20 protein-coding genes and 1 riboswitch are annotated in these 24,090 nt (G+C 62.1%); of the genes, 10 read left to right on the top strand and 10 right to left on the bottom strand.

Annotation, left to right across the window (positions count from 1 at the left end; translation table 11 throughout):
• Nucleotides 1–9: 9 nt before the first annotated feature.
• From KTAU_RS14375 to KTAU_RS14365, 3 genes are all read right to left on the bottom strand, one after another.
• Nucleotides 10–483 (bottom strand): hypothetical protein, encoded by a 474-nt coding sequence (locus KTAU_RS14375; RefSeq protein ID WP_151729027.1) that lies wholly within the window; start codon nucleotides 481–483, stop codon nucleotides 10–12.
• Nucleotides 449–1,123: a LuxR C-terminal-related transcriptional regulator gene (locus tag KTAU_RS14370; RefSeq protein ID WP_151729026.1), complete on the bottom strand. Its 675-nt coding sequence runs from the start codon at nucleotides 1,121–1,123 to the stop codon at nucleotides 449–451. Before KTAU_RS14370 ends, KTAU_RS14375 begins: the two co-directional genes overlap by 35 nt.
• A 76-nt stretch (nucleotides 1,124–1,199) precedes the next feature.
• Entirely contained in the window at nucleotides 1,200–1,691 is a 492-nt protein-coding gene (locus KTAU_RS14365; RefSeq protein WP_151729025.1) for a response regulator, read from the bottom strand.
• A 228-nt stretch (nucleotides 1,692–1,919) separates the two neighbouring features.
• Here KTAU_RS14365 and KTAU_RS14360 point away from each other — a divergent pair, with 228 nt between their 5' ends.
• Together KTAU_RS14360 and KTAU_RS14355 are read left to right on the top strand one after the other, a co-directional pair.
• On the top strand, nucleotides 1,920–3,149 hold the full coding sequence (locus KTAU_RS14360) for a tetratricopeptide repeat protein (RefSeq protein ID WP_151729024.1): 1,230 nt from the start codon (nucleotides 1,920–1,922) through the stop codon (nucleotides 3,147–3,149).
• 87 nt (nucleotides 3,150–3,236) lie between these two features.
• Complete coding sequence (locus KTAU_RS14355; protein ID WP_151729023.1) at nucleotides 3,237–3,521, top strand: hypothetical protein; 285 nt, start codon at nucleotides 3,237–3,239, stop codon at nucleotides 3,519–3,521.
• A gap of 1,271 nt (nucleotides 3,522–4,792) precedes the next feature.
• Here KTAU_RS14355 and KTAU_RS14350 read toward each other — a convergent pair.
• Nucleotides 4,793–5,257: an iron chaperone gene (locus KTAU_RS14350; protein WP_069805221.1), complete on the bottom strand. Its 465-nt coding sequence runs from the start codon at nucleotides 5,255–5,257 to the stop codon at nucleotides 4,793–4,795.
• Nucleotides 5,258–5,427: 170 nt separating this feature from the next.
• The gene (melA, locus tag KTAU_RS14345; protein WP_228026472.1) at nucleotides 5,428–6,735 is read right to left on the bottom strand and encodes an alpha-galactosidase; all 1,308 of its coding nucleotides are present in this window, start codon (nucleotides 6,733–6,735) and stop codon (nucleotides 5,428–5,430) included.
• Nucleotides 6,736–6,985: 250 nt separating this feature from the next.
• Nucleotides 6,986–7,143: riboswitch (TPP riboswitch) on the top strand.
• A gap of 301 nt (nucleotides 7,144–7,444) precedes the next feature.
• Between melA and KTAU_RS14340 the strand changes: the two genes are divergently transcribed.
• Nucleotides 7,445–9,013 (top strand): purine-cytosine permease family protein, encoded by a 1,569-nt coding sequence (locus KTAU_RS14340; protein WP_069805223.1) that lies wholly within the window; start codon nucleotides 7,445–7,447, stop codon nucleotides 9,011–9,013.
• 306 nt (nucleotides 9,014–9,319) lie between these two features.
• Nucleotides 9,320–10,021: a 7-carboxy-7-deazaguanine synthase QueE gene (locus KTAU_RS14335; protein WP_170293303.1), complete on the top strand. Its 702-nt coding sequence runs from the start codon at nucleotides 9,320–9,322 to the stop codon at nucleotides 10,019–10,021.
• Between the two features lie 202 nt (nucleotides 10,022–10,223).
• Here KTAU_RS14335 and KTAU_RS14330 read toward each other — a convergent pair whose 3' ends face one another.
• Nucleotides 10,224–10,688 (bottom strand): hypothetical protein, encoded by a 465-nt coding sequence (locus tag KTAU_RS14330; protein ID WP_151729021.1) that lies wholly within the window; start codon nucleotides 10,686–10,688, stop codon nucleotides 10,224–10,226.
• Nucleotides 10,689–11,308: 620 nt separating this feature from the next.
• Here KTAU_RS14330 and KTAU_RS14325 point away from each other — a divergent pair.
• The 6 genes from KTAU_RS14325 (at nucleotide 11,309) to KTAU_RS14300 (ending at nucleotide 17,655) form a co-directional block, all read left to right on the top strand.
• Nucleotides 11,309–13,207: a cellulose binding domain-containing protein gene (locus KTAU_RS14325; protein ID WP_151729020.1), complete on the top strand. Its 1,899-nt coding sequence runs from the start codon at nucleotides 11,309–11,311 to the stop codon at nucleotides 13,205–13,207.
• Nucleotides 13,208–13,718: 511 nt separating this feature from the next.
• The gene (locus KTAU_RS14320) at nucleotides 13,719–13,910 is read left to right on the top strand and encodes a hypothetical protein (protein ID WP_151729019.1); all 192 of its coding nucleotides are present in this window, start codon (nucleotides 13,719–13,721) and stop codon (nucleotides 13,908–13,910) included.
• 372 nt (nucleotides 13,911–14,282) lie between these two features.
• Nucleotides 14,283–14,957: a hypothetical protein gene (locus tag KTAU_RS14315; RefSeq protein WP_151729018.1), complete on the top strand. Its 675-nt coding sequence runs from the start codon at nucleotides 14,283–14,285 to the stop codon at nucleotides 14,955–14,957.
• Between the two features lie 238 nt (nucleotides 14,958–15,195).
• The gene (locus KTAU_RS14310; RefSeq protein WP_151729017.1) at nucleotides 15,196–15,513 is read left to right on the top strand and encodes a hypothetical protein; all 318 of its coding nucleotides are present in this window, start codon (nucleotides 15,196–15,198) and stop codon (nucleotides 15,511–15,513) included.
• Nucleotides 15,471–16,022 carry an RNA polymerase sigma factor gene (locus KTAU_RS14305; protein WP_151729016.1) on the top strand — a complete coding sequence of 184 codons (552 nt, stop codon included), beginning with the start codon at nucleotides 15,471–15,473 and terminating at the stop codon, nucleotides 16,020–16,022. The genes KTAU_RS14310 and KTAU_RS14305 overlap by 43 nt, the downstream gene beginning before the upstream one ends.
• Nucleotides 16,023–16,194: 172 nt before the next feature.
• Complete coding sequence (locus KTAU_RS14300; RefSeq protein ID WP_151729015.1) at nucleotides 16,195–17,655, top strand: HEAT repeat domain-containing protein; 1,461 nt, start codon at nucleotides 16,195–16,197, stop codon at nucleotides 17,653–17,655.
• 99 nt (nucleotides 17,656–17,754) lie between these two features.
• Here the strand turns inward: KTAU_RS14300 and KTAU_RS14295 are convergent, their stop codons facing one another.
• The 4 genes from KTAU_RS14295 to KTAU_RS14280 all read right to left on the bottom strand — a co-directional run bounded on the left by KTAU_RS14295 (nucleotide 17,755) and on the right by KTAU_RS14280 (nucleotide 23,589).
• Nucleotides 17,755–18,267, bottom strand: a complete 513-nt coding sequence (locus tag KTAU_RS14295) for a hypothetical protein (RefSeq protein WP_151729014.1) — start codon at nucleotides 18,265–18,267, stop codon at nucleotides 17,755–17,757.
• An 86-nt stretch (nucleotides 18,268–18,353) separates the two neighbouring features.
• Complete coding sequence (locus tag KTAU_RS14290) at nucleotides 18,354–19,013, bottom strand: hypothetical protein (RefSeq protein WP_151729013.1); 660 nt, start codon at nucleotides 19,011–19,013, stop codon at nucleotides 18,354–18,356.
• Between the two features lie 85 nt (nucleotides 19,014–19,098).
• Nucleotides 19,099–21,960 (bottom strand): tetratricopeptide repeat protein, encoded by a 2,862-nt coding sequence (locus KTAU_RS14285; protein WP_151729012.1) that lies wholly within the window; start codon nucleotides 21,958–21,960, stop codon nucleotides 19,099–19,101.
• 306 nt (nucleotides 21,961–22,266) lie between these two features.
• Nucleotides 22,267–23,589 (bottom strand): PQQ-binding-like beta-propeller repeat protein, encoded by a 1,323-nt coding sequence (locus tag KTAU_RS14280; RefSeq protein ID WP_151729011.1) that lies wholly within the window; start codon nucleotides 23,587–23,589, stop codon nucleotides 22,267–22,269.
• Between the last annotated feature and the right edge of the window lie 501 nt (nucleotides 23,590–24,090).

The raw sequence follows: 24,090 nt of genomic DNA, 5'->3' as shown, positions 1-24,090 counted from the left end.
CGTCTCAGCTCAGCCTGACTCCACGAAACGTGGCCAGTCACCGACGTGGCGCGTCGCGGCGTCCTGGTCTGGCGGGTCCTCCTCGGCCCAAGCGGAGATGTCAGGCGGGCCGTCGGCAGTCTGCAGCAGAGCGCAGGCCGGCGCCTCATCCCCAGCGTCTTCGTCCGGCGAGGAGGCCAGAGCCAGAGCGGCCAGCTCGCGGCGGAAGGGCCAGAGGAGGATCTGCCAGGCCCGCGCTGGCGGCAGTCCTGCCAGGTGGCTCCGCGCCGCCGCGATGGCCTGCCAGACCTCGCTCACATGCTCCATCGCCTCGGCCTGCTCCTCAGCCTGACCCAGGGTCGCGACCGCCTCCTCCAGATGCCGCCAGGTTGCCGGCGACTCGCCCTGTTCGTTGGAGACGGGCGCCAGCGTCGGCTCCTGCTCCCGCAGACGTCGCACCAGCTCAAGCTTAACGCCAGACCCGGGCTGCTGGCGGATCTTCATGACTGGCTTCCTCCTTTGCATCTGATGCCTCTTCTCCGGTCGACACAGCTACCTGGGCTGGCAGACCCAGACGGCGTAGCTCATCCTGACACCAGGCGAGCAGCTCGGGCGGACATTGCTCCCAGGGAACGTAGTCCAGAACGGCCAGCCGCGATAGCGCTGGCCCCAGCCCTAGCCGGGCGTGGATCTGCTCCAGATGCGCATAGACCGTGTTGCGGCTCAGCCCCAACTGTCTGGCCACCTCCGTGGTCGTCAGACCGGCCCGGAGCAAGAGCAGCACCTGCCAGCGGCGCAGTCCGCGCAGTCTGAGCGCCGGCGATGAGCGCCGTTCGGAGAGGGTGGGCGCCTCGGGCTGGCTTGCTGGTTTGCCAGGCAGCGGAGGCAACCCCTCGGGCGGCAGCAGTGCGGGCGGACACTGCTCCCAGGGGACATGCGCGAGTGGATCGCTGTGGCGGGAGAGACAGAGACGCTGGCGCAACAGGGAGAGGTGAACGGCGACGGTGTGAGGGGCAAGGCCCAGCTGGGCGGCCACAGCCTGGCGGGAGAGGCCACGGCGCAGCAAGAGGACGATCTGCCACTGGCGCGGGGTCAGGGGCCGTCGCCACCGGCGGTCAGCCCTGGGCCGGCAGGTGAGAGTCATAAGGTGTCTTCCTCCTTCAGTGCATGAATACAGGTAGAAACGAACATCGTCTTGTCGGGATGAGCAAGCAAGCTGTCTATGATGAAGGGAAGAACGAGGGAGGGGAAAGCGACCAGGGAGCCGGGGGGAGAGGTGGAGCGGAAGGGGGGAGCGGCAAGGGAGGCAGGTGAGGAGGGGCGAAGGTGAGAAGGTGCTGCACGGTGGCGAGCAGGTCGGCAATGGTGAAGGGTTTGGCCAGGAAGGCGGAGGCGCCGGCCAGGCGAGCCTTGAGGCGGTCGAGGGTGCTGTGACGGCAGCTCAGCATCAGAATGGGCAGGCGGGACAACTGGGGATAGCGGGTCTGGTGGCGCAGGAGATAGGTGAGCTGGAGACCGGAAAGATGGGGCAGGAGCCAGTCGAGCAGGAGCAGATCGGGCGGGGGTGCTCCGGGGCTGGCCAGCGCTGAGAGGGCGCTGAGGCCGTCGCTGCAGGTCTGGACCTGGTAGCCGGCGCGGCTGAGGGCCACGCGCAGCACCGTCCGACAGACCAGCGAATCGTCAACCACGAGAATGGTGGGTCCTGGGCGCATGATGTCTATGCCTCCTTTCCGCTTATCTCTAAACAAGCGTGCTGTATTTAAGTGCTCTTACTTACAGTGCTACATCTAACATAGTGCAATCTAAGTGAGGAGTAAATCGGTGCTTGCCCAAAAAGGAAAATTCTTTTCCTTCCTACCTCATTACATGATTGAAATTGTTGCCCGGAGTAGCTATACTGTGCTCAGGAGGCGCTTCTATCTGGAAGATAGGCGAGTTGTATGGAACAACCATACTACTGGTGGTATGTGTATGGGCGATTTAGTCCAGGGGAGAATAATCTGCCCTGCACGGGGGAAGTCATTGCCTATTATTTCGCGCTCAGCGGCCTCTCGAAAGAGGAACTAGCACGCCGATTACAGTGCACAGAGAGATACGTCACCATGCTCAAGAGTCCGAAGAATAAGACGATGCCAGAGCTGCTTTCCCGTCGCATCCTGCTGGCCAAAGTGCTCCAGATCCCGCCCGTTCTGCTCGGTCTGTCTTCCGTCGCGCTCGCCAGCAGCGATGGAACCCTGGAACTGGCTTCCTCTTCCGTGGGGATCGAGTCACTGGCCAGTGGTCAGATGATGCAGTCCTACGAAAGCCTGCTGGCTCTCTCCTGGGAACTCTACTACACCAGCAGCATCCAGAAGGCCGCCCAGAGCATTCAGCAGGCGCTCGGACAGCTCAACAGCGACTTTGCCCACGCCAGCGGCCTCAAGCGGGATCAGTACGATGCACTCCGCTGCCGCTTCTATCAGCTTGCATCGGTCGTGGCGCGTGACCGCCAGGACCGGGCCCAGGCTCTGGAATATGCTACCCAGGCTGTTGAGATTGCCGGTCGGCTCAACCATGCTGAATTGCTGGCGGCGGCGTATCTACGGCGTGCTCGGGTCTATCTGGGCCTGCAACGCTACGAGTCTGCCTGGCAGGATGCTGCTGCCGCTTTACCGTATGCCGACCTCGCCCGTGACCCCCTCAAAGGCAAGTGCCTCCAGATGGCTGGGGAGGCTCTCAGCTATGTGGCCGGAGCAGATCAGGGCCGGCAACAGCAGAGCCTGCGCTACTTCGAGGAGGCTGCCCGCCTTGCACGCAAAGGGGATCTGACCCCCGACGGCAGCTTCGTTAGAACGGATCTGACCAGCATCGCCATCGAGAAGGCCCAGGCCCTCACGATGTTCGGTCGGCACGATGAGGCGCTGGCAGCTCTCGGCGTGGCGCGCAAGCATCTGCAACCAGGTATGACACGCTGGCAGTTGAATTTGCTGCTGGCTGAGGCTGATGCCTACTATGCTCAGGGGGACCTGGAAAGCTGCTGCTACGTTCTCACAGACGCCCTGCGCATCACCCGCGCGCTCAACCTGCCCACCAAGGAGGAGCGTATCAAGCGCTTGTATCAGCAGTGTCAGGGCAAGACGCCACTACATGCTCTGCGCGATTTACAGCAGTTACTCAGCCGCCCTGCTTGAGAGCGCGCAGCGTTGAGGCAGAGACGCAGCCAGGCTCTTGCTGCCGTTGGGCCTGCTGAGGGGTATACAGGATGAGGGAGGGAATCTATGTCACCCGCCGAAGAGAAGATTCGCCACGTTCTTGAAACCAATGCCGGGCGTCTCCGAACGGAAGGGCCGGACGTCGTTCGCTGGCTGACCGGTGGCAGCGAACCAGATGCCTATGTGCTTTTGGAACGCGAGCCGGCCACAGACCGGCTGACGGCTCGCTGTGCTTCCTGTCGGCAGGTGCTGCAGCCGCTGACCCTGGTCGACGGACGTCTGGTTGCTGAAGAGCTATTAGCAGTGCGGCGGCGCTTTGCTGGGCATACCTGTGCCCGAGCAGAGGCTTGAGCAGGGCTAAACCAGAGTCGTTCCGTCTGACGCCAGGCTGAGCGACTGCTCCCTTCGAGAGTGTATTATCGGGAGGCGCTGGGCCCACGTGGCCAGCGTCTGCCCGGGTGCTGAGGCCGTCGCTGCAGGTCTGGACCTGGTAGCCGGCGCGGCTGAGCGCCGCGCGCAGCACCGTCCGCCAGACCGCGAGGATGGCTTTCCTTGCCTCCTCATTTTGCGGCTCCTCGTTCCCAGGATGTACACGAGCGCACGGGCAGGGTCAGGCCCGCGAGCTTTTTTGTTTTTGGGGAGGAGAGAAGAGAGGGAGGAAAGGGAGCCTGGCCAAAAAATGGCCCCTCTGAGAGGCCGATTCGAAACTCGCCGCGGCTATCACCCCAATGCGGTCAGAATCTGACCGCTTTTGGCCAGAATCGCACATCTTCTGCTGCTTTTCTGATAAGAAATCTGTTGGTGCTTTCTCGAAACTCGCCCCTTGCGGCTTGCAAACAACGAGTTTCGAGAAAGGTCGTGATACGATAGATGTTGGTAGCTGGGGAAGGGGAAAAACGAGGCGCTCAGATGCCAAAAATGGGGCCTCGATCGTTCTAGAATAAGTGAGAAGTATCCCCAATGCTCTTCCGCCGGCTGCGGTGGCAGGGGTCTCGATCCGCTTGTGGATTCTGAAAGCACGCCGCCACTGCGTCGCCGGCAATAGTCGGACGGCAGTGGCAGGGGTCTCGATCCGCTTGTGGATTCTGAAAGGTCAGTGAGCTTTTAGAGCGCATGTCATCTGAGGAGGTGGCAGGGGTCTCGATCCGCTTGTGGATACTGAAAGAGAATCAAAGGCGAATACGATAGCACGGGCCAAAAGAGTGGCAGGGGTCTCGATCCGCTTGTGGATACTGAAAGATACGATCCGCTACCAGGCACCGAATTTCTTCGCACACTGAGTGGCAGGGGTCTCGATCCGCTTGTGGATACTGAAAGTCACCAGTAAGTGACCCGCCGACGCTTGCCGCCAATGTGGCAGGGGTCTCGATCCGCTTGTGGATTCTGAAAGGCGGTAAACGGAATGGTACCGGTCTTGTTACGCTACAGGTGGCAAGGGCCTCGATCCGTTTGGGGATTCTGAAAGGTCGTCGATACCGCAAAATAAGCAATAAAAACGCGAAGGAAGTTTTCCCTCCTCCGCGCCTGCAGTCAACCACTCACAACAAGGAGCCTGCCGCCCAGGCAGCCGAGCCAGGACCTGGTCAGTCGCGACATCACACCCCAACCACAACCCAGCAACCTCAGCCCACCGCCCGCCTGAGTAGCTCCCTGATCCGCTCCTCCTCAGACGGCCCCAGCGCCGTCAGCGCATAGGCCGTCGGCCACATCTGTCCCTCATCCAGATGAGCCACATCGTTGAAACCCAGCGTCGCATAGCGCGTCTTGAACTTCTGCGCCGGCTGGAAAAAGCAGACGATCTTGCCATCCCGCGCATAAGCCGGCATCCCATACCACGTACGCGGCGCCAGCTCCGGTACACACTCCTTCACCAGCTCGTGCAAGCGCAGTGCCAGACTGCGATCCGGCTCGCTCAGCTCGGCAATCTTCGCCAGTACCTCCTGCTCGCCCTGCTCCCGATCCTGACTGGCCTTCAGCTCGCGCACCCGCTCCCTCATCGCCGCGCGCTCGGCCTCCGAAAAGCCCTCAGATCCCTGACCTCTGGCTCTGGCCCCGTGGGACCTCCCCGGCTTATCAGCCTGACTCATACCAAACAAAACCTCCTCTCATATCCAGCGCGTTGCAGCTATCCACACACAGACCATCAACAGGCCCAACCGGTCCAACCCAGCAGGCAGCCACAACAGCCGACACTCTCATATACGAGCTTTATTCTCTCTGACCAGCAGCCAGACGGCAACGCTCCACCCTCATTCACCTAGGTAAAGGCCGTCAAAGCGGCCCGCTCAGCCTCCCACAACTCATCAAAGAGCTGGCTCAGCTCCTCCAGCGAACAGACCGCCGCACTCAACGGATCAAGGAACAAAGCATAGCGCGCCGGCTCCCGCCGCCCCGTCAGCAGCGCCTCACAGAGCAACTCGTGTACCGCCATATGGGCCCGATCCAGGGCCGCCAACTGCTCCGGCAGCCGTCCGAAATGAATAGGCTGCACCCCATTGCGATCCACCAGACAGGCCACCTCGACACAGCCATCCGGCAGATTCTCAATCAGTCCCACGTTGCGCACATTGCCATAAATCACCGTTGGCCTGCCCGTCACGATGGCCTCGATGATCTGGGAACCATACTCAAGGCTGCGCTCCCAGGGAATATCACGCTCGCCCGTCAGCATCTCCTCAATGGCATGCTCGCCCTCGCGGCGCCAGGTCGGCCAGTTACGGGCATAAAAGCCCGACTCGCCCAGATAGCCGGCCCGACAATAGCGCGCGATCAGCTCCGGGCGCTTACGGAAGTACGGCACATACTCCGAAAAATGCCCGCTGCTCTCCGTCACAAAGGCCCCAAAATGGAGCATCGTCTCAAAGCGCACCGGGTCCAGCTCGTAGATCTCGGGGCGCCGCGCGCGCTCGCGCAGACGCGGATACAGATTCTCGCCCCGCCAGCGCAGCTCAGTAAACCAGGCCAGATGGTTGATCCCAGCGCAGCGCCATTCCAGCTCTTCGTAAGGCACCTCCAGATAATGCGCCAACCGGCGCGAGGTCCACTGCACACTATGGCACAGCCCCACCGTGCGCAGGCGCGTCCCCCGCAGAGCCGCCAGCGTCAGTGCCGACATCGGATTCGTATAGTTCAGCACCCAGGCTCGCGGACACAGCTCCTCGGCATCGCGCAGGATCGCCAGCCAGGCCGGTCCCGTACGCAGCGCCTTGAAGATCCCTCCAGGACCAATCGTATCGCCGATACACTGATCGATTCCATATTTCAAAGGAATCTCGTAGTCCTGGCGCACATAGTCTAGCCCGGCCACCTCGATCGTATTGATCAAGAAATCGCTGCCTGCCATCACCTTGCGCCGCTCCGTCGAGGCTTCGACACGCCAGCGCTTGCCGCTGCGCTCGATCAGCTTCTCGGCGATACGGTGGGCCAGCTCCAGCCGGCGCGCATCCACATCAACCAGGGCAAAGGTCCCCTCATCCAGCCCCTCGCAGAACAGCACATCGGTCATCAGTTGACGGGCGAAGACGGCGCTCCCGGCGCCCATCATGGTGATCTTCACGTGGGTCACGACCTCATGCCTCCTTGGCGCTCGCAGGCGCGGTAGCCTGAGCCGACCGACCGCAGCCACCGGCGTACTGCCATGCCAGATTGTCCATCATCTGCAGTCAGTATAGCATCTGCCGTAGGCCGCGGGCGAGCCAGCCAGCCGGGTCCCGCTTTGCCAGAGAGCGCCGAGGGGCGCGACTCTTGCTTGCTTGACATGGCTGCCACGATCTGCTATACAGGTAGCAGGCAACACCGTTGCAGATAAAGGAGAAACAGGCAGTCACGGGAGCTCGGGAGAGCCGGGCTGAGAGGGTGACCAGACCTGTCGCCGTGGGTTGCACTGCGCCGCGTTGCGAGCAGGCCGTACCGTCACCGACCGCCAGAACCTGATCTGGGTAATGCCAGCGCAGGGAGCGTGCTTGATCCTATTGCCTGCCCCGCAGGCTGGGGCAGCCCCCAAAGCGAGCAGCCTAACGATCCCGAGGTGCTGGCGGAGAGACAGGCACGAGCCAGCACCCTCGTTCCTTGGCATCAACGCCCGATCGATCAGCCAGCTCCCCCACCAACGCAAACAGAGCAGCCGCAGCCCCTCTGTCGCCCTTGGGACAGACCGGTACCTCTGCCACTCCAGTGCCTGCCCCCTGGTGAACCATCCAGGCTGTAGTTAGTCCAGCCAGCGGCTTGACGCACCCCACAGAGCGCAAGCTGTCAAAGAAAGGAGCAAGCCAATTATGGAGCCAGCAATGGAGCCACAGGAATCAGGCAGCGGCATCCTGCAAGTACGGGGAGTAGAAGCAGATGATTTCCTCAAAGTCGAGCGCCACGGCATGGAGCCGATTCCCGAAGCTGATCGGCATGGCAGCGCGCGCGAGCTGGCACTTGTCTGGACTGGAGCAATGGCCAATTATCTATCGCTCCTGACCGGGGCCCTGGCCATCGGGGCCCCGCTCGTGCTGGGTCTGAGCCAGGGACAGCTTGGCCTGCTTGACAGCGCCATTGCCATCGTCATCGGCTGCGCCCTGGCCGCCGCCCTGCACGGTCTGACCAGCGCCACCGGCGCCCGCACCGGTACTCCGCAAATGGTCTTTGCGCGCGCCGTCTTTGGGCACCGCGGCGCCTATCTTGGTGCCTTCCTGACCTGGCTGATGGCCGTCGGCTGGTTCGCCGTCGACTGCGTCATCGGCGGCTGGGCCCTGGTGCAGCTCGCCAGCCTGGTCGGCCTCCCCAGAACGCCGCAGACCGCCCTCATCGCCATCGCCCTCGTCCTCATCGCCTCCGTCATCGTCGCCGTCTACGGACATCAGACCGTCCACGTCTTCGAAAAGTACGGCGCCATCGTCTTCATGGCCTTCTGCCTCCTGCTCTTCATTGTCCTCTTCCCGCGCATCAACTGGAGCCTGCCGACCACAGTTCACGGGCCGGCGCGGCTGGCCGCCATTGTCACCGGTGGCGGCTTCATCTACGCCCTCATTGCTTCCTGGATTCCCTTCGCCTCCGACTACTCGCGCTACCTGCCCACGCGCACGCGCGCCGGCAGCATCGCCTGGTGGGCAGGGCTGGGGATCGGCCTGCCAACGGCCCTGTTGGGCATCCTTGGCGTCGCCCTGGCCACCATCAACCCGGCCAATCCTGATCTGCTGAGCGTCATCACCGGCGCCGCGCCTCCCTGGCTGCTGGTCCCCTTCCTGCTCTTCGTGGTTCTGGGCGAAATCTGGGCCAACTACTTCGACGTCTACACCGCCGGCCTGGTGGCCCTGGCGATGGACATCCCGCTCCGGCGCTGGTGGTCGGCCTTCCTCTGCGGCCTCGTCGGAGCGGTGGGCGTCGGCTGGATCGGCTTTTTCTCCCGCTTCAGCTTCAGCGAGGCCCAGACCTACAGCGAGCTGGTCAACCGCTTCCTCAACGTCTACATCGACTTCCTGCTCCTGACCTACCTGTGGGTGCCGGCCTGGGCCGCCGTGCTCCTCATCGACTTCTTCGTGCTGCGCCGGGGACGCTATGCCGCTGCAGAGCTGACGCGCGGGCGGGCCGGACGCTACTGGTATCGCGGCGGCGTGGCCTGGCGAGCCGTTCTCTCCTGGCTGGTGGGCTTCGCCATTACCATCCCCTTCATCGGCTCGGCGACCTTACCCTGGCTGAGTCAGCCGTGGCAGGGGCCATTAGCCCACCTGTTAGGCGGCATGGACCTGAGCGGCATCATTGGGGCCGTTGTCAGCGGCCTCCTCTACCTCCTGCTGAACCTGCCCCGCCTGCGCCAGCGGCCCGCCGCCAGCGCTGCAGAGATGGCAGCCGCCAGCTAACGGCTCCTATTCCGCAATCTATCCAGCCAGAGCTACAAGGGCTAGCGCTGGGGACAGATGGAGGCCGCTGGGACGGGCTTTCGGGAATCGAAGGTCCCGTCCCCCCCGTTCCAGGCACGCTTGACAGACCAGAGAAAATCTAGCCAGAAGGACCCTCAGCCACCGCGGGCGGCTCCTCTCTCCTCCCTCTCCCGAGAACGTCGAGCGCCGGGAATGGGAAGCACTCAGGGAGCCGGCCAGCAAGACAAGCCGAGAGCTAGCAAGATAGAGACGAGGTCAATCAAGAGAAGAGACGGGTTTCTGACGATGTTGGTGATGGAGATTTATCGCTCGATCCAGGGCGAGGGCAGCCTGATGGGCGTGCCGACAACGTTTGTGCGCTTCTTTGCCTGCAATCTGCGCTGCTCGTGGTGCGATACTAAGTACTCGTGGAGCGTGCGCGAAGGTGGGAGCTGGGAAACGCTCCCTCCCGAGACCGTCGCCGAGCGGGTGAACGCCCTCGGCGCCCGCCATGTGGTCCTCACCGGCGGCGAGCCAACGCTACAGAAGGAGCTGCCCCAGCTCGCCACCCTGCTGAAAGCCCAGGGCCACCACCTGACTGTCGAGACGAACGCCACCATTTTCCCTGCTCTGGCCGTGCCGCTGATCGACCTGTGGAGCCTCTCGCCCAAGCTGCCCAGCGCCGGCAGCGGGGCCAACTACCTGCGCCATCCAGTCATTGAGCAGTTTTTACATAGCCTGGCACCCGAGCACCAGCAGTGGAAGTTCGTCGTGCGCGACGACTACGACGAGCAGGCCCTGCGCGCCTTGCTGGAAGCTCATCCGTTCTTCAAGGAGCGACACCTGCCCATTATCCTGCAGCCCGAAGGCGATGCTGCCTTGCCCGATTATCCCGCGGCCCTGGCCTGGCTGGCTGAGCGTGTACGTGATCCCTTCTGGGATCAGTACAATGTGCGCGTGCTGCCGCAGCTGCACATCCTGATCTGGGGACGCCGCCGCCTGGTCTAATCCCTGCCGCCAGGCCGCTCAGCCCTCTTCCCAGCACGGACATGCGCCGAAGCGAGGAGCGCAGCGCAGACCGGCTGAGTGCGAGCAGGGAAGCATCTTGGCCCCCAGCAGGCAGGGCCAGCTGCACAGCGGTGCTGCTTGCTTACGAACCCCGCCCCTGTCCTGGGCTGCCGGTCAGGTCGTCAGCGAGTGGAGAGCAGATCTAGCTCAACGGCTGCGGCGTGAGAGGCACAACGATCACTTCAACGCTGACACACTCGGGCAGGGGTGTAATCGGTCCCTCCCCGGAGAGGCAGATGAGTGGCAGGTAGGTGCCAGCCTCAGTGTAGCTGTGAGAAGCAACCAGCCCTACCGGCGGCACGGGACAGGCAGCCACGCACACAGGATACTTGGAGAGGCTGCCATCTCCCCAGTTCACAATTACGACAGGAGAGGGGATCGGTGGATAGCAGGAGACCGTAATGACAACGTAGGCAGGCTGCCCAACCGCGACTTGCTGCTTCGCTGGCGCTGCCGTCAGACAACCAGAGACGACGGGAACGGTTGCCTCTGGCGCTCCCGAGGCGGCGTGCACTGGAGCCGCCCCAAGTAGCACGACAAGCACCAGGGAGAGCAACAGACAACAGGCTCCTGAGCACGAGAGCAGCAGGACTGAAATCCTTTTCATTGACCAGTGCTCCTTTCCTTTCAACCTCAATTTGAGTTGGCGTCGCGATCATCCTGTCAGCGGCGAAGAGACAAGAGAGGATCGCAGACGACACGAAGACGCCGGTGAGCTGCTTTCTCTACCAGGCTTCCCTGCTCAGCTATAAGTGTACCTGATCTACGCGAAAAGTCAACTACAGTCCAGTTACTCAGGATCAGCGACGCCCCCTCCACGGGACAGGCTCGGCCTTCCTCACCTGCTCCACCAGGCCCTGCTCTAGAGAAGACCGTTGCCTAGACCCTGTCTGTAAACTGCTCTTCTCCTGCCTAGCCCTCCCCTTGACAGGAGGGAGTCGGTAAGGCTATATCTCTATTGAGCGTTTTCCATCTTAAATAGAAATTCACTTCGGTTACTGATCTAAGCACTCTGAAAATTTTCAATCTTTATCAACCGCTTGAAAATTTTCAGACCATAAAATGAGCTGAAAATTTTCAAGCAGGGAATCCAGGACAGTCAGGGTGGTGCCCGTTTCCCTGTCAGGGGAGACGTTGCATTTCCCGGTACCTGGCCTGGCTGGCTTGACGATCGCCAGGTCACGTCAGCAGGCCTCTGCCCTTCGCGGGCCTTCAAGGAGGAAACCCATGTCGTTCAAGCAACCGGCAGGGAGAGCCGGGACAATCCTCGTGAGCGCACTGCTGCTCGCGGTCCTCGCGGCAAGCGTGGTCCTCTCCTTCCCAGCGCACACGGCCTACGCCGCCTCAACGATTAGCGTGAACGGGGCGACGCGCTATCAGACGATCGATGGCTTCGGCTTCTCTGGTGCCTTCGGTCCCGCTCAAGAATTGGAGCAGTCTCCCAGCAGCATGCAGCGTCAAATTCTTGATCTGCTCTTCAGCACCACCAGCGGAGCCGGCTTCTCCATTCTGCGCAACCTGCTGCCCTCGGACCAGGCCCACACCATCGAGCCGAACAGTCCCGGCAGCCCGACTGCTACCCCAACTTATGTCTGGGATCACGACAGCTGGGGCCAGGTCTGGCTCTCTAAGCAGGCCCAGAGCTACGGCGTCACGCAGTTCTACGGCGACGCCTGGAGCGCACCCGGCTTTATGAAGACCAATGGCAACGAAGCCAACGGCGGTGCCCTCTGCGGTTCACCGGGCGCGAGCTGCAGCAGCGGCGACTGGCGTCAGGCTTATGCCAATTACTTGCTGCAGTACTACCGCGACTATCTCAGCGATGGCATTCGGCTGACGCAGATTGGTGCCTTCAATGAGCCGAATCTCTCGACCTACTATTCGAGTATGGTCATGAATCCCACCCAGACCGCCGATTTTGTGGCCATCCTGGGGCCAACCCTGCGCGCGGCAGGAGCAACGCCACAGGTGGTCTGCTGCGACGGCGAGGGCTGGGACAGCGCCCAGAGCTACGCCAACGGCATCCTCGCCAACCCAACGGCCAATAGCTATCTCGATCTCTTCTCCAGCCACGGCTATACCGCTCCCCCAACCACCCCCATCACGGGACTGGGCAGCCGCCATGTCTGGCAAACGGAATGGGCCAAGTTCGATGCGGCAGACTATAGCTGGGACGACGGCGGCGATGGCTCCGGCTTCTACTGGGCCCAGCAGATTTACACCGGTCTGACCGCCGCCAACCTGAACGCCTTCTTCTACTGGTGGGGCGTCAACTTCAACGCCAGCGACAATGGCTATCTGATTAATGTGGTCAATGGTACCGTGACACCGGCCAAGCGCCTCTGGAGCTTCGCCAACTATAGCCGCTTTGTGCGCCCCGGAGCGACGCGCATCGGCGCCACCAGCAGCGATACTACGCTGGAAGCGACGGCTTTCCTCAATACCGATGGGACGCTGGCCATCGTGATCCTCAATACCTCCTATAGCGCGGTACCGGTGACGCTTTCGCTGCAGGGCCTCGCCCTGCCCACCAACGCAAGCGCCGTGCCCTATGTGACCGACGCCAGCCATAATACAGAGGCTCAGGCGCCGTTGAGCGTTCAGAATAACAGCTTCACAGCGACGATTGCCGCCCGCCAGCTGGTGACCTACGTGATCGCTGGCAGCTCCTCGGCAACGCCGACCCCCGTACCTTCGCCAACAGTAGGACCCTCTCCTACTCCTTCGCCTATCGCAACACCAACAGCGACCGCGGCCCCCACTCCAACGCCGACGCCCTCCCCAACTCCGGGAGCGGGCGCCAGCTGTACGATCCATTATGCGATCAACTCGCAGTGGCCTGGTGGCTTCAGTGCCCTGGTCCAGATTACCAATACGGGGACGACCCCGATCAACGGCTGGCAGCTTCAATTCACCTTCCCCAACGGGCAGACGATCACTCAGGGCTGGAACGGCTCCTTCAGTCAGAGCGGCAGTACAGTCACAGTGACCAATCTCTCCTACAACGCCAGTATTCCAACGGGCACAACTCTGGGGGCCTCGCCCGGCTTTAACGGGACCTGGAACGGCAGCAATACCCCGCCCACAGGGTTCAGGCTGAATGGCGTCAATTGCACCACTACCTAGCTCAGGCTGTCTTCGCCCGAGGCTGGCAGCAGGCCGTCGGCGGCCTGGCCTCTCTTCCACGGCGTCTTGAGGTCAGGCGAGTCTTTCTCTCTCCCTCCCTGCGATGGTAAGTAGAGAGGAAGAGAGAAAGGGTACCGAACCGATCCGCTCAAGGCTCCTCCCCTCATCTGGCTCGCCCGATAGCGCTGTCCTGCGCGCTGGCCGCCGCGATCGCTCTGGCCCCCGCTCCGTTCAGGGCCAGGGCCTTGCAGCGGTAGCCAGGACAGCGCTGGCTTGTTCCCTGGGACGCCCAGCGCAGCGCACCAGGCTCCTGATCGATCTTTCTTCCTCTGGCGAGGGGCAGGTGGTGAGCTGTCGCTCACATTGCTCTGCTCTCACGCTTTCTGCTATCATAGAAACAGTTGTGTTTGCTGATCTTCTCACGTTCGACGGGCAGTGCTCGCGCGATCACTCGCTGATACGCCTGACGCGCAGCACGATGTCTCGCGCATATTCTTGAAGGGAGGCTTTCGTGAAACAGGCATTCACCGGGCGCCTTGCCGCCGGCCTCGGCCTGATCATCGTCGCTATCGCTCTCCCGCTCGTGCTCTGGTTTGCCGCCGGCGGACGAGCCGTTGTTGTCGGCCTCACTGGTAGTCTGCTTGCATTGATCTTCGGCATCTTTCTGCTCGTAGGCATCTTCCCGCCACGCGCCAGGAGCTGAACCGCTCAGGGAGGATCAGACCAGCCGCTGTCTGATTGGTACGCCAGTCAGGAGACTATCCTCATGAAGGAGCGCTCGCGAAACTACCCGCATGGGGTGGGGTCTGGGTAGGCATCTCCTTACTGAAGGAAGTGTCACCTGGTGGCACGTGATAGATGGAGGGAGCAGTCCAATGGCCAGTACTCCGGTTCCGGTACCCTACGAAGACCGGGAAGCCTTCATCCTGGGAGACAGCTTTGACCAGGAGCTGGTCAGGCGCGGCTGGCAATTGCAGCAGCTACGCCGGCCCTATACTGATCCCCTGGTGCTTCGGCAGCCCTGGCTGCGTTGTCCCAATGGCAGCCAGTACAGTGAGCGCGCCCTCTACCGCTGTTGCTGGCTACCTCTGCTCGTCACGCCTTGCGCCGGCTGCTGGAGCGGCTTCCTTGCCTCTATGGTGATCTCCTCGCAGCCAGTCCTGGTGAGCTGCCCAATGATCGCTTTCTGCAGATGCTCATCGACCAGGAGCTGCTGCTCCGAGAGGGGGCCGCTGTCAAAGCGGGTCCTGCCTTGGAGCGCCTTTACGATCTGGGCCATACACTAGAGTGGCTGGTCGCCGAGTGGCTGCGGCTCTACTGTGTGGAACACTACGAGCGCCTCGTGCCGGTGCGTCACGGCGTGAGCCTGGCCTCCCCAGCCATCCCGGACGATCTGGATGTCCTGGCCTTTCCCGATGAGGGTCCCGTGCTGATCGAGTGCAAGTCGCGGAGCAAAGCGATCGAGGAGGACCACTTCGTGCGCTTTGTGGCACGAGCGCGCCTGCTCCGCCCCTTCGCGGCCATCTTCCTCGTCGATATTGAAAATCCGCTTCCCAAACAGCGTCTCAGTCAGTACGCGCACGCCCTGCAGCGGCTGGGGTCTGCCCCTCCGCACGGTTCAGATGGCTTTTACTTCACCGCCGAGCGCATCTATCTGGTGAATACTTCGCTGAGCTGCGCTCAGCGCCTACACGAGGTGCTGGAGGACGCCCGTCGCCGCCAGCCCAGCTCAGCGCGAGCGCAAGGCTGAGGCCCCCACGCCAGCCTGGCTTGCTCATGTACCAGCCAGCGCGCTATTGCCCTTCCCACAGAGATCCCTCCCTACCCATCTGGGCTATGCCGGCGGCGCTCCTCGCCAGTTCGGCATCAGCGAAGCACAAGAGAGAGTAGAGGCGTATCAGACATCTTGGCTGATGTCTGTATCACGCCGCTCAGGGGTGGCAAGGGCTTAATAGAGGGATCACAACTTTTCAAACAAGGAGCGAATAATGCACAAGATTGTTGATAACGCTCCTGAACAGATCACTCAGCGGGTCCCGGATCGGCAGAGGACTGGCCTGCGGGCGCCGCTGACTGGCTCTGCTCGCTTGCTGCCCACGCCAGAGTGTGGAGGAGCCAGCGAGACCGCCATGACAGGGATGCGTGGTAACGAGCGCGGACGGGAGCTTCTTCCTGAAGTGGTTGCAAGGGGCGTTCTACCGTTTTCTTACCTTTCTCCATTTTTTGAGGTCTGTCAAGTCGTAGATGAGGAGTTCGGCATCAAATGGAGCAGGACGATCTTTCTCAAGGGATTGAAACGGAGCTAGTCAGCCTGCGCCCCGCCCTGGAGCGCTTTTTCCGGCGGCAGCTGCACGACTCCTCAGCGATCGACGATTGCGTGGACGAGACCTACGCCCGCGCCTACCAGAGTTTACGTCAGCGTGCCCTGCCCCTTTACCATCCTCGCGCCTGGCTCTTTAAGATCGCACGGCGCGTCCTGGCTCAATATCGGGCAGAGGAGCAGAAGCGCCGGCGCACGGGTCAGATCCACTATTACTCGACAGCTGACGGCGAGTTGCGCTCCGAGATCGATGATCTGGCCGATGACGCTGAACAGCAGCCGGAGGCACTGGTAGAGCGGCGTGATCAGGCGCGTCTGCTCGCTCTCAGTCTTGAGGCCTTGCCTCGCTATGAGCAGACGGCGGTGATGTTGCATTTCTCGGGCCAGTCGGCACGCGAGATCTCCGCCCAGACAGGCCGTCCCCGGAGGACGGTCAACGACGACATTCGTCGAGGGATCAGCCGCTTACGCCGTCTGGTTCACAACATCGACTGAGGTTCCTATGAGTTGCCCTTGTCTTGATGATGAGCTGAGACCAATAAGCGCTCACAATCGCTCGCCCTACTGGGCGGCCAGCGCTAACGCCAAGGTAGCGCCAGCCGCAGCGGAAACGAGCGCGGAGAGAGAGAAGCACCTTTGAGAAAGACAGCAGGGGAGGATTCGCTTCATGTATCAGAACAGCGCTGAACCTTGCACGGGGCCGCTGCGTGCCAGGGAGCTGCTCCCTCAGCCTCACGAGAGCTGGCGACGCTTGCTCTCCCCGGTACGTCAGTCGGCGCTCCGTCCGCTCCATCTGGTGCCCACCAGCGGAGAGGATCAGCTCACGAGCGCTGACACTGAGGCCCATCTTGTTCAGGCTCCCCCTACAGGCGGAGCAGCGGCGGGCGAGGAAGATGATCAAGGCAGCCAGGAAGCGGCGATGACCCTCGGAGAAGTCCCCCGGCTGCGCCCCCTGCCTGATGACGGCGAGGCCATCGTGAGCCAGCTGGCGCAAGCCCTGGAGCAACAGACTAGCTTGCCACGCGGCCCGCTCCTGTTGGCTCTGACACACTCTTCCTGGCGCGTACGCGCTGAGGCGGTGCGCCTGCTCGGCCTGAGCGGCGAGCCACAGATCGAGTTGCTGCTCAAGGCCCTGGGCCAGGAAGCCCACGAGGCGGTGCGCGAGGCCATCGTCTGGTCACTGGGGCGCCTGATCCCTGCCTTCCTGGCCGACGAGCAGCTACGCAGTGCCTGGTTGGCCCGCCTGCGGACAACCTTGATCGCGCTGGTGCAGGCCGACGATTGCTGGCTGGTGCGTGAGGCCGCCGCCTGGGCCTTGGGACGCTTAGGCTGGGCCGCCCCCCTGGAAGCGCTGCGCCAGGTACTGCTGAGCGACGGCGATGAGGAGGTCTGCGCGGCAGCAGCCCAGGCCCTGGCCTTGTCGGGCAAGCGCCTGGCACGGGCCTATCTGCTGGAGGCCCTGGAGAGGGTCGAGTTTCCTTTCTTGCAGGAGACGATCCGTGAGGCGTTGGCGGAACTCGACGAGGCCCTGGCTCGCACAGAAGCCCAGGCACAGCAAGCCCGCCGGTCAAGCTCGCCGCTCCGTCAGACGCTGCTGGCTCTGCGCGATTTCCTGGAGGATCGCCGTGGCACTTTGCTAGAGCCACGCCTCTTGCTAACAGAACAAGGGCCGGTCCTGGTACTATGGTGCACCTATCAAGCGAAAGAGCGGCGACTACAGGAGGTGCTCGAAGCTCTGCCCCAGGACCTATGGGCGAGAGCTTCGATCGCACCACTCGAGGCAACCCAGCGCTCGGGCGATCGGGTGCTGCGTCTGCTCGGTCGACGGCTGGCCCAACACTGCCAGCAGCCTTCCTGTCAGGAGGTCCTGATGCTTTCAACGACCATCTGTCGCCAGGCTCAGGCTCAGACAGAGTCGTCGCTTCTGCCAGAGCAGGGCTGTACCTGCCTGCGCGTCATTATCATTGGGGTGAGCGAGTTACAGGTGGACGGCGACAAGCCGCCCGTGTTGCGCGAGCTGGCCCTGGCCTGGCAGGCAACAACCCAGGAGGCGCCGCTCTGCGAGCAGGACCCGTGCGATCTGCGTCTCTGGTACCAGCCTTGCCACGGTTGGGCCAGCCAGGGCTAGGCCAAGGTGGTCAGGACCAGCTCGGGCAGCTCTCCTGGCTGCGCCTCCCGCCACTTTGGCCGTTGCCTCAGCTTCATTCCTCAGCGAGCCGGCTGCTGATCAGGGATGAGGTTGAGATGGCTCCGGCGGCTGCTCGGGATCAGCAGAGCGACGCCGACGACCAGGTCCCCGAACACGACGCTGGGACGGCTGCACTTGCGCCGTATGCTCCCTCTCGAAGAGCCAGAGGTCGCTCAGGCGCCAGAGGCGGTAGTGAACATAGCTTTCTCCCAGACAGAGCGCTTCGGCCCAGAGGAGGATCAGCAAGGGCGGCAGCCAGAGCGCTGGGGCCACAAGCGCTCTCCATTGCCAGCTTAGCCAGCCCAGGGCTATGATGAGCAGCGCCACCAGGATGGCGCCACTGGTGGCCAGCAGAAAGGAGCGCCGATGACGACGTCGAGCCACCAGGAGGCCAACGGTCAGCATACGCTTGAGCCGCCTACGCGCGTGCTGCAGTGTATCTCTCCATTTGTTCCAACGTGCCGAGAGAATCAAAGCCAGCGGCAACACGATCACGATGGCCACCAGGAGCAGAACCAATAAGAGCATTATCCCTTTAAACAAGGCCAGCATTGCTATCTTCTTTCACTCATTCACCTGATCAGCAGGCAAGAGAGACGCTGGTACCCTCCGACGAAGGCCCGCACTGAGAGGCAGCTTTAGTGCCAGTGGGCCAGTAGCTCCCCGAGGAAGGTAGCCAGCGTTTCGAGTATGCCGCCAGCCACCTCTTCGACCAGGAGGCTGCGCCGCTGGGGAGGCGGACCACTCTGCTCTTGTCCGAGCAGGAGGATGTAGGGACTGAGCGTTATCAGCAGCGGCAGCTCGGGCAGGCCATCGGCGGCAGGAAAGAGCTGAAGCTGGCAGTGTTTCAGGTGGGCAGCAGGACGCTGCCAGGCCGCCATATGTATGCGCAAGAGGGCCGGTCTTGCTTCTTGCTGGGCCGAGGGAGCCGGCTGACAGGTACAGCTGGCGAGCGGAACCTCGCGCTGCCAGAACCAGGAGTAGCAGCGGCCAGTGGCCAGCAGCAGGCGCAGCTCCGGCCAGCGGCTCGCGCCATCGAGCCAGGCCAGTGGCCGAGCTTCTGCAGTCCTGCCACGGGCAGAGTCAGGATAGATCTTGACTGCAGGATCAAAGAGCCGCTGGCCCACAAAGAGCCAGCTCTCACTTCCGCAGGTCGCCAGGATCTGCGTCGGCCTCTGCCGATCCCGCTCAAAGGTGGCCAGCTCGACGCTCCCTCGGCGCAGGACCAGGTAGCTCCGGCTACGCTCAGGCTGTACCCACAGGAGCGGCTGTTCACTGCTATCGCTGGATGCAGGCATCTGGTTCCCTCCATTGTCGGATAGTGTCGGCTCGCTTACTCTCCTGTCTGTAGAGAGGAGTTGACGCTCTTCAAGCGGGAGCGCGCTAGCGAATCAGTGCTAACAGACGCGAGAACATAGGTCTGAAGAGCGCACGCAGGTGCTTGTCCGAAGAGGCTGGCTGCTGCCGCAAGGTCTGCAGCTCTTCATAGCGCTCGCTCGCTTTGTCGAGGCAGCCTAGAAGGGCCAGCAGGAGAATCTGACAACAGCGAGGTACCGGGTCGCCGGGCATCAGCAGAGCAAGGCGCTCATAAACGGCGAGGGCTTCCTCTCCCCGGCCCAGACCGCTCAAGAGGAGCGCCTGCTGATAGAGGGCCTGGCGATCGTCAGGGCGGCGCCGCAGCCGTTGCTCGCAAGCAGCCAGCTCCTTTTCGGCCCGCTGGCGGAGGATCGGCTGCTGCTCCGTCTCCCGTGGGAGCAGCGATGAGGGAGAGGAGGCAGTCCGCCAGTGGAGGCGCAGCGCCTGCAGCAGGGTTCCCAGGGCCTCACTATAGCGCCCCAGCTCTGCCAGCACACAGCTCTCCTGCAGGACTACCCTCGTGTTCTCGGGCTGGAGCTGGCGGGCGTACTCATAGGCGGCCAGCGCCTCGCGATAGCGCAAGAGGCTGGCCAGAACACCGGCCTTGTTGGAAGCTGCCCAACGATGGCCTGGGTCAAGTCGCAGGGCCTCCTCAAAGACCGCCAGGGCCTCCCTATAGCGGCCCAGCGACGCTAAAGCGGTCCCTTTGCCGTTGAGGGCGGTCACATAGTCCGGTCTGAGTCGCAGGGCCTCCTCATAGGCTGCCAGCGCGTCCCTATAGCGCTTCAGTTGGTGCAGGACATAGCCCTTGTGCACCCAGACACGGTCATAGCTCGGGTTTAGACGCAGGGCTTCCTCATAGGCCGCCAGGGCTTCCTGATAGTGTTGCAGCCGCTCCAGAGGCAGGCCGTAATAGTAGTGGGAGCCAGCCAGGTCCGGCCAGCGGTGCCGGACGTGCGCAGCAAGCTGCAAGCCCTCCTCGGGACGCCCCAGCGTGAGCAACAACTCACACTTGAAGAAAGAAAAGCTGGCCTCTTTCTCACTATCGAGGCGCCCGGCCTCGCCGCACACAGCCAGGGCCTCTTCGCAGGCAGCCAGGGCCTCTTCGTCACGTGCCAGGCGCCATAAAGCCGCTACCCGTACGTACCATAACTTAGCATCCTCACGATCGCGCTGCAGCCCCTGGTCCACCGCCTGCAGCGCCTCCTCGGCGCGCTGCAATTTCAGGAGCACCTGAGCTTTTTCGAGCCAGGGAGCGCTTTCCGGCTCAAGCTCGCAGGCCCGCTCATAGGCGGCCAGGGCCTCCTCATCGCGCTCCAGGTGCTCCAATACATCGCCCTTCCCTGCCCAGGCCCAGCCATAGTCAGGGTCCAGCCGCAGCGCCTCCTCAAAGGCCTCCAGCGCTTCCTCATTGCGCTCCAGGTGCTCCAATACATCGCCCTTCCTTGCCCAGGCCCAGGCATCTTCAGGGTCCAGCCGCAGCGCCTCCTCAAAGGCCTCCAGCGCCTCCTCATCGCGCTCCAGGTGCTCCAATACATCGCCCTTCCTTGCCCAGGCCCAGGCATCTTCAGGGTCCAGCCGCAGCGCCTCCTCAAAGGCCTCCAGCGCCTCTTCGTAGCGTTCTAATGTTGCCAGAGCTTGCGCGCGATTATGCCACAATAGCACATTGATATCCTCTTGGTCAAGTACTAGCCCCTGCTCTACCGCCTGGAGAGCCTCCTCGGCACGCTCGAGCTTCAGCAAGATACGGGCCTTCAGATGCCAGAAGTAAGCGGTGTCTGGCTGCAACTGGAGAGCTTGCTCGCAGGCAGTCAGGGCCTCCTCATAACGCTCTCGCTCCTCGTATACCTCGCTCTTGTCACTCCAGACCCAGGCCTGCGCGGGGTCAAGGCGCAGGGCTTCCTCATAGGCGGCCAGGGCTTCCTCGTAGCGTTCCAGCTCTTGCAAGGCCCAGCCGCGCGCCCGGTGCAGGTCGGAATCAGCACCATCAAGGAGCAATCCTTGATCAGCCGCCTGCAGGGCTTCCTCAGCTCTCCGCAGAGCCAACAGCGCTATGGCCTTTCTCCAGAAGAGCGATGGCCCTGACTTCAGCTGAAGGGCGTGCTCAAAGACCGCCAGCGCCTCTTCATAGCGCTCCAAAGCATGCAGCGCCCTCCCTCTGCCTTCCCAGGAGAAGAGATCTGTTGGACAGAGATCCAGGGCCTGGTCATAAGCCGCCAGCGCCTCCTCATAGCGCTTCAAAGCTAGCAGCGCCTCTCCGCGGTTCTTCCACAACCAGAGATCTTCCTTATCGATGCGCAAGCCTTGATCGCAGGCCTCCAGCGCCTCGCTATATTGCTCCAGTTGCAGCAAGCAGTCGCCCTTTGACGCCCAGGCAGCAACATTCATGGGATCAAGCCGCAGGGCCACCTCATAGGCTGCCAGCGCTTCAGCTCTTCGCTCGAGTGCCTCCAGGACGAACCCTTTCCTCAACCAGCTCTCCGCCTCGCGGGGATTCCTCTGCAATAGCTCTTCATAAAGAGTTAGGGCCTGATCATAGGCGGCTACAGCCTTGTCACTGTTGTCCAGCCCGCTGAGAGTCACTCCAAGGTAATAGGAGCATTTGGCCTGACGCTCCATCCTCTCCGGTAGCATCCGGCTCAATCTCTCAAAGATTGTCAGCGCCTCTTCATAGCGCTCCAGCGCGTTCAGTGCTCTTCCTTTCAACAACCAGAGATCCCAGGCCGCTTCCTCACTCTGGTTGCTCAGCTTCAGAGCCTGCTCTGCCGCCTCCAGAGCTTCCTTGTAGTGGCCCTTCCTCATCCAACGTTCTCCCTGCTCCAGATAGCGCTGCCAGCTCGGCGGCTCTTCCTCCTGTCCCTCCGTCTCAGCACTCTTCATATTCTTCATTCGTCCTTTTCCTTTCTTCTCAAGAGAAGAGATCTTGAGATTTAAGTCAATCAATGCAATAATCAAAAGCTGCCACGTCTGGGCGTGATCTGTCCTCGGTGTGTCACTAGCGTCAGCCGAGCCTGTGTCTGCATCTGCTGACCGTCCGTCAGGCTTCCCCAGTCATTTGAAAGCTATCCAGCTAAGCCAGAGAGCTGGAGGGAGCTGAACTTGCCTGTGGGCCTTTCCCGTCGCTGGCGCTCATCTATAGGGGAGAGGAGGTCGTGGGCAGCGCTCTGCTTTCCCCTGGATGACTCCTTGCCTTGTTCAGTCGGTCAGCGCCGGCACCCAGTCTTCTCCCACGTTCAGGGGCAACGGTAGCACTATCTTCCATTCCTCCTGCCCGTTCTCCTTTGCCAGGGCATGCAGGACAAATCGTTCTACTCCACCCGATGCTGTTGTAAACAGATAGATCTCGCTCTTTCCCACTATCAGACGGCTCGGTCCTGGCTCTTCACTGGTGGCTGGCAGTTTCTGCCAGAGCACTCGTCCGCTTTGCCCATCCAGTGCCGTCAACTGTCCTTGCCCGTCCAGCAGATAGAGCACCTTTCCGTCTACCACCCCTTGCACCGGCACCACATCGAACCCGAAGACGCCCGGCAGTTCAATCGACCAGCCCTCCTCTCCATCCGCCAGCCGCAGCGCGCTCACCTGCAGCTTTTGGTCTTGCTCCACCTCCTTTGCTACATAGAGCCAGCCCTGCCCGGCGGCAAGCAGCCGATATGTGGAAGCACGCCAGCGTGATCCGTTCGCTTGCCACAGCTGTCGCCCGTCGTTAGCGTCTACCGCGATAACCCCCTGTGCCAGATCCAGGCAAAGCACCTCATCTCCCAGCACCATAGCTATCGGTCGTTGATAGCGCCCTTCTGGAAAGCTCCTTTGCCAGCGCGGCTGCCCCGTGCGTGCGTCCAGGGCCACCACCAGAGCAGACCTCTCGGGCACTGTCAGTAAATCATCCCCTACGACATAGACCGCCCCCTCTCCCACCAGAGGCATCAGTACGACCCCCGTCGTTGTCCGACCGGCCTCCTTCTGAGGGAGCTGATAGCTCCAGCGGCTCTGCCCATCGTTCGCTGCCAGTGCCTCTACCGCCTTCACATCCCTCCGATAGACCAGCCCGGCTGCTTTGTCCACCGCTGGCACTCCCCAGCCGTCATCAAGAGACTCTGAATCCTCCGCACCCCAGCGAACCGTTCCATCCTGAGCGTTCAGGACCAGCAGATAGCCATCCGCGGTATTGGCGTACAGATTCTGCCCGGCACGAGTTATTGTCATAAACCCTAACAGATGGCTGTAAGAAGTGTCTTTCGAGCGCAGCAGTCGGCACCAGCGCGGGCGCCCACTGCCGGTATCCAGCGCATAGAGCCATGTACTCAGCCCTACATAGAGAGTGGTCACTGCTGGCTCGTTCCCACCTGGATGCTCGGCCAGCCTGCTGAACTGCACCTGCGACTGAGCTGCAGGACAGGACACCGTCTCCATCCGCACGATCGGTGTCTGCTGGCAACCCAGCAGACCTACCAGCAGCCAGACACTTCCTAAGAGCAGCTTCCAGGAGGCGCGCGCAAACTCGGGCGACTGCCCTTTCATGATCTCAATGCTCCTCCTTTCTCAGCACTATCCTCTGCAGACGCTGACGACGAAAGAGTCAACAGTTTGCTGATGAGGACCTGGGCCTCTCTTATAGAGTGCAGTTCGCTGCGCCGTTTTTCTCCTCTACCTGTCCGCTGTCTGCATCGAGGGCCACCAGTCTCCCCTCCTCTGTTCCGCTATAGAGGCTGCGACCACCGCGCCTCAGCGCCGCAAACTCAGAGGTTCCACTCCCTTCCGCGCTATCCGTGTGCACCAGCCGCCGGCACCACAGCACTCTTCCCCGCTGCCCATCAATCGCGTAGAGGTGATCGTGATCACCTACGTAGAGCAGTGCTTGCCCTCTGATAGTACCCGGTCTCCTGTCACCCCACAGGGAACAGTACTCAGAGGTACAGCGCTCGGCAGGAGAGACGATGGCTGACAGGCGGAGATCGTTCCTATGAGGAAGACCAGGCTGAGCACCTGCAGACTTCCCACTTTGTTCCATTGAGCAGCTGA

Origin of the sequence: Thermogemmatispora aurantia (assembly GCF_008974285.1) — a bacterium.
Classification (GTDB): Bacteria; Chloroflexota; Ktedonobacteria; order Ktedonobacterales; family Ktedonobacteraceae; genus Thermogemmatispora; species Thermogemmatispora aurantia.
The sequence above is the reverse complement of the archived record's forward strand: the minus strand, read 5'-3'. Positions and strand labels throughout refer to the sequence as shown.